This window comes from Rhizobium aureum (genome assembly GCF_030182495.1).
GTDB classification, from domain to species: Bacteria; Pseudomonadota; Alphaproteobacteria; order Rhizobiales; family Rhizobiaceae; genus Rhizobium; species Rhizobium tropici_C.
This window is the reverse complement of record NZ_JAQJCI010000010.1, coordinates 143643-156394: the sequence shown is the minus strand read 5'-3', so window position 1 is coordinate 156394 and position 12752 is coordinate 143643. Positions and strand designations below refer to the sequence as shown.

General features: G+C 59.1%; 14 protein-coding genes. 8 read left to right on the top strand and 6 right to left on the bottom strand.

All coding sequences use genetic code 11. The features are described 5' to 3' along the window. A complete protein-coding gene (locus PH552_RS22220; RefSeq protein ID WP_179613298.1) occupies window positions 1–906 on the bottom strand; it encodes a LysR family transcriptional regulator in 906 nt (301 codons plus the stop codon). A gap of 95 nt (window positions 907–1001) precedes the next feature. Between PH552_RS22220 and PH552_RS22215 the strand changes: the two genes are divergently transcribed. Continuing rightward, window positions 1002–2006 (top strand): alpha/beta hydrolase, encoded by a 1005-nt coding sequence (locus tag PH552_RS22215; RefSeq protein WP_179613299.1) that lies wholly within the window; start codon window positions 1002–1004, stop codon window positions 2004–2006. Window positions 2007–2098: 92 nt separating this feature from the next. Here PH552_RS22215 and PH552_RS22210 read toward each other — a convergent pair whose 3' ends face one another. From PH552_RS22210 to repA, 5 genes are all read right to left on the bottom strand, one after another. Further along, a complete protein-coding gene (locus PH552_RS22210) occupies window positions 2099–2320 on the bottom strand; it encodes a hypothetical protein (protein ID WP_097607866.1) in 222 nt (73 codons plus the stop codon). 94 nt (window positions 2321–2414) lie between these two features. Next, window positions 2415–2654 (bottom strand): hypothetical protein, encoded by a 240-nt coding sequence (locus tag PH552_RS22205; protein ID WP_285166296.1) that lies wholly within the window; start codon window positions 2652–2654, stop codon window positions 2415–2417. 348 nt (window positions 2655–3002) lie between these two features. Beyond that, window positions 3003–4247, bottom strand: coding sequence for a plasmid replication protein RepC (gene repC / locus PH552_RS22200; protein ID WP_179613301.1), 1245 nt, complete (start codon window positions 4245–4247; stop codon window positions 3003–3005). A gap of 156 nt (window positions 4248–4403) precedes the next feature. Then, window positions 4404–5399, bottom strand: a complete 996-nt coding sequence (gene repB / locus PH552_RS22195) for a plasmid partitioning protein RepB (RefSeq protein WP_097607864.1) — start codon at window positions 5397–5399, stop codon at window positions 4404–4406. A gap of 84 nt (window positions 5400–5483) precedes the next feature. Beyond that, window positions 5484–6674 carry a plasmid partitioning protein RepA gene (gene repA, locus PH552_RS22190; protein ID WP_097607863.1) on the bottom strand — a complete coding sequence of 397 codons (1191 nt, stop codon included), beginning with the start codon at window positions 6672–6674 and terminating at the stop codon, window positions 5484–5486. A gap of 389 nt (window positions 6675–7063) precedes the next feature. Between repA and traI the strand changes: the two genes are divergently transcribed. From traI to trbK, 7 genes are read left to right on the top strand one after another with little or no spacing between them, the layout of a single operon-like run. Continuing rightward, on the top strand, window positions 7064–7690 hold the full coding sequence (gene traI / locus PH552_RS22185; protein WP_179613302.1) for an acyl-homoserine-lactone synthase: 627 nt from the start codon (window positions 7064–7066) through the stop codon (window positions 7688–7690). Window positions 7691–7700: 10 nt separating this feature from the next. Further along, entirely contained in the window at window positions 7701–8678 is a 978-nt protein-coding gene (gene trbB, locus PH552_RS22180; RefSeq protein ID WP_132077645.1) for a P-type conjugative transfer ATPase TrbB, read from the top strand. Next, entirely contained in the window at window positions 8668–9051 is a 384-nt protein-coding gene (locus PH552_RS22175; protein WP_132077642.1) for a TrbC/VirB2 family protein, read from the top strand. The genes trbB and PH552_RS22175 overlap by 11 nt, the downstream gene beginning before the upstream one ends. Beyond that, window positions 9044–9343 (top strand): conjugal transfer protein TrbD, encoded by a 300-nt coding sequence (locus tag PH552_RS22170; RefSeq protein ID WP_097607860.1) that lies wholly within the window; start codon window positions 9044–9046, stop codon window positions 9341–9343. Before PH552_RS22175 ends, PH552_RS22170 begins: the two co-directional genes overlap by 8 nt. A 9-nt stretch (window positions 9344–9352) precedes the next feature. Further along, complete coding sequence (locus PH552_RS22165) at window positions 9353–11803, top strand: conjugal transfer protein TrbE (protein ID WP_179613303.1); 2451 nt, start codon at window positions 9353–9355, stop codon at window positions 11801–11803. Continuing rightward, a complete protein-coding gene (gene trbJ, locus PH552_RS22160; RefSeq protein ID WP_285166294.1) occupies window positions 11775–12578 on the top strand; it encodes a P-type conjugative transfer protein TrbJ in 804 nt (267 codons plus the stop codon). The genes PH552_RS22165 and trbJ overlap by 29 nt, the downstream gene beginning before the upstream one ends. Next, the gene (trbK, locus tag PH552_RS22155; RefSeq protein ID WP_179613304.1) at window positions 12572–12748 is read left to right on the top strand and encodes an entry exclusion protein TrbK; all 177 of its coding nucleotides are present in this window, start codon (window positions 12572–12574) and stop codon (window positions 12746–12748) included. The genes trbJ and trbK overlap by 7 nt, the downstream gene beginning before the upstream one ends. Window positions 12749–12752 lie beyond the last annotated feature (4 nt).

Sequence of the window (12752 nt, the reverse complement as noted above, 5' to 3'; positions counted from 1 at the left end):
CTACTGGTGATCTTGTTTCCAAAAGTCCACGAACGCGCGGAGCTTGGGCAACATCTGTTTCCTGTTGGGGAAGTATATAAAGAACCCGGGACTTTCAGGCATGAAGCCTTCCAGGCACGGCTCGAGCAGTCCCTGCCGGACCAGGGGCTCAACAACCGAGGCAATGTTATAGGTGAGGCCGACGCCCGCCACCGCGGCGGACGTGCATGTCGCCGGCCCGTTGACGGTCAGCGGGCCCTTTACGTCCATAGCAAAGGTTCGCGGTTCACCGCGTCCGAATCGCTCCGTGAACATCCATCGGTAGAGTGCTCCCCCGAACAGCCGAACGTTGATGCAAGCATGCTCACTGAGCTGCTCCGGACGTAGCGGTTTACCTCTCCGGGCGAAATATGCAGGAGATCCGACGACCGTCAGCGGCGATGGCTTCGTGAGCCTTACCGCGATCATGTCCTGTGCGATCATCTCGCCGATCCGGATGCCCGCGTCATAGCCCTCCGCCACGATATCGACGAAACGGTCTTCAAACACCAGCTCCAGCTCGACGGCAGGATACGCAGCGGCAAAGCCGTCCAGCACCGGCTCGATCAGCGTCTGGGCCACGTAAGGGACGCTGAGGCGTAGCAGCCCTGCGGGATTGACACCCATTCGCTGGGCGGCCTCAATGGCCGCCTCGACATTGGCCACGCTGGCCAGCGCCTGCTGAAGGAACAGTTCACCGGCTTCGGTCAGTCCCACCGACCGCGTTGTGCGGGTCAGTAGCGAGGTGCCGACACGGGTCTCAAGCCGCTTGACACTCCAACTCACCGCCGCCGTTGTGACCCCGAGTTCCACGGCTGCAGCGGTGAAGCTGCGCTTCTCAGCGACGCGCGTGAAAATGACAATCCCGTCTAACAGATCGGCCCGCATTATCAAATCCTACTTAATAGGGCGTCAAATGGATCGCCGATTGTTAAGTTCAGCGCATAGCTTAAATTCTTATCAAACTCAATGAGGATGCTCTTATGACCACCACATCGATCTCGCGCCGGATGTTCGGCCTTGCCGTTGGGGCAACAGCCGTCCTCCTCAATACAGGAGCCTTTGCCATGGCAGAATCACTGACTGAACGGAGCCAGCCCAAGTCGCACAAGGTCAGCTTTCTGAGCGGTGATGGTTTCGTCGTGGGAAACCTTTACCTGCCCGAAGGCCATGACCCTTCCCGGCAGTATCCCGCTGTGGCCGTCGCAGGCTCACTGAGTTCGGTTAAGGAACAGATGGGCGGTAACTATGCCGGTGAGCTCGCCAGGCGTGGGGTCATTGCACTTGCGATCGATTACCGGAACTATGGGGAGAGCGGTGGCGCCCTGCGCCAGTACGAGGACCAGTCCTCCAAGGCCGAGGACCTGTCGGCTGCACTACGATTCCTGAAAGCAAGACCGGACGTGAAAGCAACCGGCCTTCTAGGCATTTGCACGAGCGGTGGCACTGCACTGTACACGGCGGCCAAGGACGCCAACGTTCAAGCTCTCGCAACTGTCGCCGGGTTCTTTTCCGAACCGGACTTCGCGGCCAAAATCTTCGGCGGACAAGAGGGAGTGGATCACCGGATTGCGGCGAGCCGTACTGCCCGCAAGCGCTACGAGGAAACTGGCGTCATCGACACCATACTGACTTATAATCCCGGCGATAAGACCGCCGTGAGCGCGAGCCCAAGCGAATATTACTTTGACAAGACCCGCGGCGGCGGTGTCCGATCGTGGCGGAACGAGTTTGCGGTGATGGGCTGGGAGCCTTGGATCGCCTTCAATCCGGTAGCGCAGGCTTCAAAGGTCAAGGCGCCGGCGCTGATGATCCATTCGGACGGCGCGGCGTTCCCCGACCAGGCACGCAAGGTCTACAATCAGCTAGCGGGCCCGAAGGAACTGCATTGGACGGTGGGTAAGCATTTCGACTTCTACGACCAGGCCGACACCGTGCGGCAGGCCGCCGACCGGGTTGTTGCCCACTTCCACAGCAAGCTGGTTTGACATACGACCCAGCTTTGGCGCGAGATATTCAGACCAGAGCTCGCCGGTTTGCTCTTATCCGCCACTGAGGGCACGGTTCATCAGGCGACCGATCACGCGTTCTTCCTGCCGCTGTTCACCGGCATAGCCTTCGCCAGACGACGGTAATCGCCATCGGAACGCAGTGTCAGTTCAGCGCATTCATCCTCGGCCGCGGCGGCGGGTTCTTCCGCCTGCACGCCCTCCCCTCTCTGGATCTTCCTAAAGACCTCATGCACGAAGACTGGGGTGGATCCAAGTTCACGAGACTCGACCAGACCCGCAAGCTCAGCCATGGCTCCGATCGAAAGGAGCCCCCGCCTGACCTGTGAGCGGAATCGGGTTCGCCGTATGATCGATGAATATCTCGGCCTTCTTCACCGACTTCATTCAGCTGCCGACGGCATAGCCGTGCGACGCAACCCAGGAACCGATCTTGCGGCACAGATAGGGCTCGACCTGCTCCTTGTAGCCATCCCTGATAGTCTTTGTAAAAGCAGCCCTGGACGCCCCCTTGGTCGCCTTGGACTCCGCCAGGGCAACGAACAGATCCTCGCTGCGGCGGGCAGTCCCCAGCAAAGCAAAACGATCATTCTTGTCGTCGAGTGCCGCGCGATGAGATGGCGGCACATCTGAACCTGAGCCCTCGCCGCACGCTGGTCCATCTTTGCCCTGCTGGAGCATTGCGCCATTGCGCCGTAGAGTTCGGCGGGCGTGAACAGCATTTCGGTGTTCTCAGGCGCACGACCGATGATCAGGGGATGGGGTTTCGCGTTATGACCATTGATCTGCTCGACCGCCAGCTGTTTCTGCTTTGCCTTCCACATTGTTGCAGGTCCTCGCAGGAATTCGATGGTCAACGCTGATAACTACCTGTATTGCCATAGCAAATAACTTAAAAAAACGGCTGACAAGTTTTGATGCGCCAGCGCCAGAAGCGGATCGCGTTTTGCCCGTCGTTAATGGCGCAGTCCCGTGTCAGGCCGACCTTCGATGTCCACCGTCATTTGGCTTCATGAGCGCCATCAGCATCGGCCCGAGCGAAAACTCCCCGCGCTCCGAGCGTCTGGTCAAATCCCGCAGATATCCGCCGGCAGATGTTATGAAATTCGACCGCTCCAGAATGCAGGCAACCGCAACTGCCGCATTCTCCGGCCCCATGGCATTGCAGGCCTCCTCGTAGGCTGAGGGGCTGACGCCGAGCATTGATCGCACGACGACGGCCGCTTTCATGAGCTCGCGCCAGTGCTCGATGCGCCCGCCGGGACCGTAATCAGCGATCTGCGGGCAGGCACGCAGGACCATTCCGAGTGGGAATGCCTTGATCGGCTCAGGTTTCGTCTTCGGTCGTTCGTTCGGCTCATTCTTGGTCAGAGGTCCATCCGCCAAGCCATCGCCCTGCTCTTTTCTAGAGCTAGGTTCAGGTTCATTTATGGATTCGGTATTTGAATTCTGTATGTGGCAGGCATTGTGAATGGCATTGCCATGCATATCTTCAGTTTTTAGCTGTGTTTCCAGGATGTTGAGGACCTCTTCCCGCAAGAGCTCCATCTCGTCGAGCGTAATCTCGACCTGTGCGCGGTTCGGATAGCGCGGGAGGCGGGCGAGAATACTGACATACTCAGATTCCACGCGTTCCCAGTTCCCTGTAGCGCCCTCTTCCACGGCAGCCGAGATCAGCTTGCGCACATCGCGACGGCAGATCGTGAGGGCTTCCTTTGCGCGGCGGAAACGAGCGCGTTCGGCGGCGACGTCCTGCGCCATCAGGGCGAGCTCCATGGCACGAGCTAGCAGCGGTCTCAGGTCAAACCCGTAAGCCTGCTCGACCTCGCCATCGCGGTTGCGGTGCGCATAACGTTTACCGTTCGGACTATCGCGCCGCAGAATTAGGCCGGCATCGACAAGTGCTGCGAGTTGTCGGCGCAGTGTCGTCTCGGTGATTCCGTGGGCCCGCACGGACAGCTGGGCGTTGGATGGGAAAACGACCAACCCCTGGCTCGGATCGAGCTCCGCGTGAGGGTGAAAGGTCAGGAGGGCATCAAGGACGGCAAGTGCCCGGTCCTGGATTCCTAGGCGTTCCCGTGCCTCGCACACGTCACGAAACACTTTCCACTTTTCGATACGCGTGTCTGGCTGCGGATTGTCGATCGCCATCTGGCCTCTGACCAGGGCAAGCGACATCGGCCGCCGCCCAAAGGGCGTCGTCACATGTCCCGTCTGCATTTTTCATTCACCTTGCTTCAGGCAAAGGAAATCCGCTCACCAAATCGGCGCCAAGACTCTTGACTGTGATTCCGGGAAATGCGATTCTCGATCCTGCTAGAGATGACGAGAGAGGCTTCCACGGTTCGCCGTTTGGGGGCCTTTTTCTTTTGCGGTTCAGTCTCCGTTTGTTTCAGTTTTCGATCCTTTGTACTCCTCGTACAAACGACCCATGTGGGAAGACAGCCATTCGCTGAAAGGCCTGGCTTCAACATTCGTAAGCTCGATGGCAACTTTCTTTGCCTTCGAATTCATCACCACGTTTAGTGCGCGATCGGTAGAGGTCCAGTCCCGGACGGGGACGTTTGCCTTCGGCTTCTTTGCAGCTGACTTGGCCTTGTATCGCTTCAGGTAGTCATGTAGCTCATCGAACCGCTCACCTTCAGGAAGCTTTTGAAAGTCAGCAGACCCCGTATGCTCTACTGCAACCTTGGACAGGGCAGGGGCAAGAACCAGTTGCCGAAGGCTGAGCCATTTGTCGCGCCCGATCTTCTTAGATGCACCCAGAGCCTGGACCACTGACGCGGGCACCGCCTCGACAACTGCAAGCATCTTGGAGAGCATCGCCTCATCGACGGCGAGTGACGAACGAACCGTTTCCTTTGTCATTCCTGACGCAATCAGGTTCTGAGCGAAGAACGCGCGCTCTATAAAAGACAGGTTTGAACGGGCCGCGTTCTCCTGTCCTTGCACAATGGCGGAGGTAATGTCGTCGAGCTTCTTAACGATTGCCTTGACCGGCACTCCAAGCTCGCGAGCGACTTTCAGGCGACGATGGCCGAACACGACCATATATCGTTTGGCATCTGTCGAGCTCGGGCGAACAAGAATAGGCGTTGTCTGACCCGACTCCTTGATAGCATGGAGCAGTTCCTGAAACTCCTCGCCGTCATCTGACAGTCGGTCGGCGACGAAGGACACGTCGATCAATCGCGGATCCAGGTCCACGATTACCTCACCCTCCATAAGCTTCTTGGTATTCTCCGCCATGTCCTCGATGGAGCGAACAACTGTCTTCGCAGCTCCGGTCATGCCGTAGCCTGGCTTTGTCGGCGTTTGGTTTGCCGAGATCGAAGCCATATCTAGTTTGGCGAACGGATTTTCACGGGACATGAGTTCCCTCCCAACCTGCAGTCAACACCGACAAGCCACTGATGACGTTGAGCAAAACGTTGAAAAAAACGGCTGACAATCCTCTCATTTTCTCCCCCAGACGCCGTGGATGAGCTCGACAATCTCCGCGTTGGCTGCGTTCAGGCTCTCCATTGCCCGGTCGTATGTCGCCCGGACGAATTCAACCCGCTCGACCTCGTACAAAGTCTGCTTCTTGATCGACGCATCGGAAATCGCGGTCGACTTCAACACGTGGTTTCTCAGCATCTGCTGTGCAAACATCGACTGCATGAACCCGACCATCTGAGCCTGCGGGATGTCCGTGGGTTCAAATCGCGTGATGAGGTACCGGAACCACTGAACACGCATTTCGGCGCCGGCCTCGGCGACGGGCCCCATGATCCCGCCCAGCATCATCAGAAACTGGCTCATCGACATGATGTCCAGCATCTGAGGATGAATGGTGATGAGGATCCCGGTCGACGCCATGAGCGCGGTAATGGTCAGATAACCGAGCTGAGGAGGGCAATCGATGACGACCACGTCGTACTTGTCATCGACCTGCTTCAGAGCGCTGGCGATCCGCATGTAGAACAGTCGGCCGTCCTCACCTTTCTTGGAAGAGATCGCCAGCGGCACGTCATACTCGTATTCCTGAAGAACCAGGTTTGCTGGCACGACATCCAGTCCGGGAATATTGGTCGGCTGGATGACGTCGGCGATCGACTTGCGCTCGTCGTCAAAGCGAAGAGCCTCATAAAGAGACGCCGTATCATCAAGCTCCGGCTGGATCCCGAAGAGGGAGGTCAGGGATGCCTGGGGATCGAGGTCGACCGCGAGCACCCGATGCCCGGTGAGGGCGAGATATTGTGCAAGATGTGCGGCCGTTGTGGTTTTGCCGCTTCCGCCCTTGAAGTTGACGACCGAAACAATCTGCATCGGCTCGCCCTCTCTGCGCTTAGGAACATAGTATCTCTTGTCGGATTTCTTGTTGGCCTCAAGATAATCACGAAGCTCGAGCATCTGATCGGCGGTATAATAGCGGCGTCCGCCAACCGATTCTATTTCAGGCCCCTTGCCATCGGCATGGATCTGCCGGAGATGAGTCTGGGTTACGCCCATGAAGTCGGCAACCTCCGCAAGCTGAAACTTGCGCAGTCCCTTGCGGGCGTCCGGCGGATACTGCTGGCTGCGCAACATGTGCAACGCACTTGAGATCTTCGCCCCTTGTTGGGCGATCTCAATATCAAATCTGTTGGGCAACATACTGGTCATTTCGCGAACTATTTCCCCGGAGGTCTTCACTTTCGAAAAAATGGCTGGAATGCCATCATTTGCGAAACTATCTCCCGATTCCCACCGAGCCGCAAGACATTTAAGGTTAACAAGAGGTTAACGCCATTGCGCGGGACAATTCGATCTCACCCGATTTTCTTTTAATAATCGTGAGTTAACAAGGCAGTGGTTCTACTGCGTTCTCTATCTGTTTATCTGTGAATCCTGCAAAACTTGCCCGACGGCTTTAGCGCGTCGGCGCATGATTTCCGCAAACAAGGCGATCATCATGGAGCGACTCACTCGCCAATCATTGCAGGATCCTCCAACTACCGCTCAATTCCGTTCCATGCTGACTTCTCCGCCGATTAACGACGACGGAGAAATTCATGCAGGTTTTCGCGCTCAACAAACCGCGGAATGTTCACGAAGCTCGGCTCATCCAGCAACATCACCAGCTACGCGCTCGCGTCTTCTCGGAGCGGCTGGGCTGGGAGGTCAACGTCGTAGATGGTGAGGAATTGGACGGCTTCGATTCTCTTGACCCCACCTACATCCTGGCCGTTTCCGACCTCGGCAAGGTTAGCGGTTGCGCCCGGCTCCTGCCGGCCACTGGCTCGACCATGGTGACCAACGTCTTTCCGTCGCTTCTACCGGAGGACGGGCTGCACGCACACCCCGCGATGGTGGAGAGCTCCCGCTTCTGCGTGGATACGACCCTTGAAGAGGGCAGGGGATCGGGATCGGTGCATGAGGCAACGCTGACCATGTTTGCGGGCATCATCGAGTGGTGCCTCGCAAACGCCCTCACCGAGATCGTGACGGTGACCGACCTGCGGTTCGAACGCATTCTCGGTCGTGTCGGCTGGCCCCTTCAGCGCATCGGCGATCCGAGCCGTATCGGCGTGACTATAGCCGTCGCAGGGATGCTCCCGGCGAACGTGGAAACATTTCTGAGGCTCCGCCCGTCCAGCTATCGCTCGCAATTCAATGGTCCGCTGGGTCAGGCAGCATAAGGAGAAAACCGTGAACCAGCTTCGCTCTCATCCTCGACTCGTCCGCAAGCTTCAGGAGGCGCTCGGCGATCAGCTCTGCGTCGCGCTCGATGATTCGACCGTTGTCGAAATCATGCTCAATCCGGACGGCAAACTGTTCATCGAAAGGCTTGGCCATGGCGTTGCACCCGCCGGAGAAATGTCGTCCGCGGCGGCGGAAATGGTGATTGGAACGGTGGCGCATGCGCTCCAATCCGAGGTCGATACCGAGCAGCCGATCGTCTCCGGCGAACTGCCGATCGGCGGCCATCGCTTCGAAGGACTGTTGCCTCCGGTGGTCTCCAAGCCAGCGTTCACCATTCGCCGTCGCGCCTCGCGCTTGATCCCCCTTGAGGATTACGTGCGCACTGGCGTGATGAGCGAGCAGCAGGCGTTGACGATCCGCAGCGCGATTTCGTCCCGGCTCAACATCATCATCTCCGGCGGGACTGGCTCCGGCAAGACGACGCTTGCGAACGCCGTCATCAATGAAATCGTCAGGTCGGCGCCGGACGACCGTCTCGTCATCCTCGAGGATACCGCAGAGATCCAATGCACAGCCGACAACGCCGTCCTTCTCCACACAAGCGATACTGTCGATATGGCGCGGCTCTTAAAGAGCACGATGCGGCTGCGTCCCGACCGGATCGTCGTCGGCGAAGTCCGTGACGGCGCTGCGCTCACTTTGCTCAAGGCCTGGAACACCGGCCACCCTGGTGGCGTCGCGACCATCCATTCCAACACTGCAATGTCGGCGCTCCGCCGCCTTGAGCAACTGACCGCCGAAGCCAGCCAACAGCCGATGCAGGAGGTGATCGGCGAGGCGGTCGACCTCATCATCTCGATCGAACGGACGGCAAGGGGCCGGTGCGTTCGCGATGTCATTCAGGTCGAGCGCTACGCACACGGCCACTACGAAATCGAGTCCGATGAGCTCACGGAAGAACAGGAGGCGCGCTATGTCGCGTAAGAACGCTACTATCGCCGCCGCGCTCCTTGCAGCGCCCATCGTCCTGGCGTCGCTTGCCCCTGCACTGGCGAGTTCGGGCGGCAGCCTCCCATGGGAAGGACCACTGCAACAAATCCAGGAATCGATCACCGGCCCTGTTGCCGGTGCCATCGCGCTTGCAGCGGTGGCGATCGCCGGCGGCATGCTGATCTTCGGGGGCGAACTCAACGATTTCGCGCGGCGGCTCGTCTATGTGGTGCTTGTCGCCGGCATCCTTCTCGGCGCGACGAACATCGTCGGCCTTTTCGGCGCCACCGGCGCCTCGATTGGAGCGCCTGACGAGCGCGCCACGTCCATCGATCCACGCTCAGCAGGGGAGGGGGGTCATGGCTGAGACCTTGTCCGGACTGCAACGCAACCGCATTCACCGCGCCCTGTCGCGCCCGAACCTGCTGATGGGCGCGGACCGGGAGCTGGTGCTGCTCACCGGGCTTGCTGCCGTCATTCTCATTTTCGTAGTGCTGACGGCATACTCCGCCCTTTTCGGCGTTGCCATTTGGATCGTCATCGTCGGCGTCTTGAGGATGATGGCAAAAGCAGACCCGCTCATGCGGCAAGTCTATGTCCGCCATATCTCCTACAAGCATTACTACAAGGCGACCTCCTCGCCGTGGCGTCGGTATTGAGGAGGAGACATGGTCGCGCTCAAACGCTTCCGGGCCACTGGCCCGTCCTTCGCGGATCTCGTTCCCTATGCCGGTCTGGTCGACAATGGTGTGCTCCTGTTGAAAGATGGGAGCCTAATGGCCGGCTGGTACTTTGCCGGCCCGGATTCCGAGAGCGCGACGGATCTGGAGCGCAACGAACTCTCGCGCCAGATCAATACAATACTGTCGAGGCTCGGAAGCGGCTGGATGATCCAAGTCGAAGCGGTCCGCATTCCGACGTTCGACTATCCGTCAGATGATCGTTGCCACTTTCCCGACACGGTCACGCGCGCGATCGACGCCGAACGGCGGGCGCATTTCGCGCGCGTGCAGGGACATTTCGAAAGCAAGCACGCGCTCGTCCTCACATATCGGCCGCTCGAGTCCAAAAAGACGGCGCTCAGCAAATACATCTACTCGGACGAGGAGAGCCGCAAGAAGAGCTATGCGGACACGGTGCTGTTCGTCTTCAAGAACGCCGTGCGCGAGATCGAGCAGTATCTTGCCAACACCCTGTCTATACGCCGGATGGAAACGCGCAAAGTCGTCGAGAGGGGAGGGGAGCGGGTCGCCCGCTACGACGAGCTGCTGCAATTCGTTCGCTTCTGCATCACCGGCGAAAACCATCCGATCCGACTGCCGGATGCGCCGATGTACCTCGACTGGATCGCCACCGCCGAGCTTGAGCATGGGCTGACACCAAAGGTCGAAGGCCGCTTTCTCGGCGTCGTGGCGATCGACGGTCTGCCGGCGGAGAGCTGGCCGGGGATTCTCAATAGCCTCGACCTGATGCCGCTTACCTATCGCTGGTCATCGCGCTTCATTTTTCTCGACGCACAAGAGGCGCGGCAGAAACTCGAACGCACCCGCAAGAAGTGGCAGCAGAAGGTAAGGCCGTTCTTCGATCAACTCTTCCAGACGCAAAGCCGCTCAGTCGATCAGGATGCCATGAGCATGGTGGCCGAGACCGAGGACGCCATTGCCCAGGCTTCATCGCAATTGGTGGCATACGGCTACTATACCCCGGTCATTGTCCTCTTCGATCACGATCGCGAAGCCTTGCAGGAGAAGGCAGAGGCTGTCCGCCGGCTGATCCAGGCCGAGGGTTTCGGGGCGCGGATCGAAACGCTCAACGCGACCGACGCCTTTCTCGGCAGTCTGCCGGGCAACTGGTATTGCAATATCCGCGAACCGCTGATCAACACCAGCAACCTTGCCGATCTCATTCCACTCAACTCTATCTGGTCGGGCAGCCCTGTCGCACCGTGCCCATTCTACCCGCCGAACTCTCCGCCGCTGATGCAGGTGGCCAGCGGCTCGACGCCGTTTCGCTTGAACCTCCATGTCGACGACGTCGGTCACACGCTGATCTTTGGGCCGACCGGTTCGGGCAAGTCGACGCTGCTGGCACTGATCGCAGCGCAGTTCCGGCGCTACGATCGCGCCCAGATGTTCGCCTTTGACAAGGGGAACTCGCTCCTGCCGTTGACACTCGCCGCAGGCGGCGATCACTACGAGATCGGCGGCGACGCTCACGAAGAGGCGCTGGCCTTCTGCCCACTCTCGGAGCTCGCGACCGATAGTGATCGCGCATGGGCGACGGAATGGATAGAAATGCTGGTTGCGCTGCAGGGCGTTGCCATCACTCCAGATCACCGCAACGCTATCTCGCGTCAGATTGGTTTGATGGCGAGCGCAGCCGGCCGATCGCTTTCGGACTTTGTGAGCGGCGTTCAGATGCGCGAGATCAAGGACGCGCTCCATCATTACACGGTCGATGGACCGATGGGTCAGTTGCTCGACGCCGAACAGGACGGTTTGACCCTCCGCGCCTTCCAGACCTTCGAGATCGAACAGCTGATGAATATGGGCGAGCGCAATCTCGTGCCCGTTCTCACCTATCTGTTCCGCCGGATCGAAAAGCGTCTCGATGGCTCGCCTAGCCTGATTGTCCTCGACGAGGCCTGGTTGATGCTCGGTCATCCGGTGTTTCGCGACAAAATCCGCGAATGGCTTAAAGTGCTGCGCAAGGCCAACTGCGCCGTCGTGCTTGCCACGCAGTCCATCTCGGACGCTGAGCGCTCCGGAATCATCGATGTCCTGAAGGAATCCTGCCCGACGAAGATCTGCCTGCCGAACGGCGCCGCTCGTGAGCCTGGGACGCGCGAATTCTACGAGCGGATCGGCTTCAACGAGCGGCAGATCGAGATCGTCTCGAACGCTACTCCCAAGCGCGAATACTACGTGGTCACCCCCGAAGGCCGGCGGCTATTCGATATGGCGCTCGGCCCTGTGGCGCTCAGTTTTGTCGGGGCCTCCGGCAAGGAAGACCTGAAGCGCATCCGCGCGCTCCATTCCGAACATGGCCGCGATTGGCCGATCCACTGGCTTCAAACGAGAGGAGTTCACGATGCCGTATCGCTGCTCAACTTCGAATAGATTGCTCGCCGGTCTGGCGGCAGTCGCATTGATGGCCGGCACCGCCGTGCCCGCAGATGCCGGCACCGCCACTGGTGCCGCCACAGAATGGACGCAGGTCCTGAACAACGGCGAACTGGTCGCGCTGGTCGGGAAATCGGGCGAGCAAATTCAGAACCAGCTCACCCAGATCAGCCAGCTGGCGCAACAGATCGAAACCCAGCTCAATATCTACCAGAACCTGCTGCAAAACACCGCGACGCTTCCCTCGCATATGTGGGGACAGGTCGAAAGCGATCTCAATCAGCTTCGCAGCATCGTCGACCAGGGCCAGAGCATCTCATTTTCCATGGGCAATGCCGACGATGTGCTGCAGCAGCGCTTCCAGAGCTATTCCAGTCTCAAGACCAATCTGCCTAGCTCCGAGAGCTTTTCGTCAAGCTATCAGACCTCGTCCGACACCAACCGGGACACGATCGCCAGCACGCTGAAGGCCGCGAGCCTGACGGCAGAGCAGTTCGACACCGAAGAAGGCACGATGTCTTCGCTGCGGTCCATGTCCGAGACCGCCGACGGGCAGATGAAGGCTCTGCAGGTCGGACACGAGATCGCCGCGCAGCAGGTCGCACAGATGCAGAAGCTTCGCGGCCTGGTATCCCAGCAGATGACCATGATGGGCACCTGGCTCCAGACTGAACAGACCGACAAGGACCTCGCGCAGGCGCGTCGCGAGAAATTCTTCAGCGGAACGGCACCGTCCACCTCCGGCGGCGAAAAAATGAAGGTGGAATGGTGAGAACAAAATCGATCCTAGCCGCAATCGCGATTTTCCTGGCGGCCGGCAGCGCTGGCATCTGGCTGCTCATCTCCGAAAAGCAGGTTGCTCAGGAGCGTCGTGACCAGTTCTTCGGCTCGTCGAAGAAATATCCGACCTCTGGCGGCGAAAAAATGAAAGTCGAGTGGTGAGGAG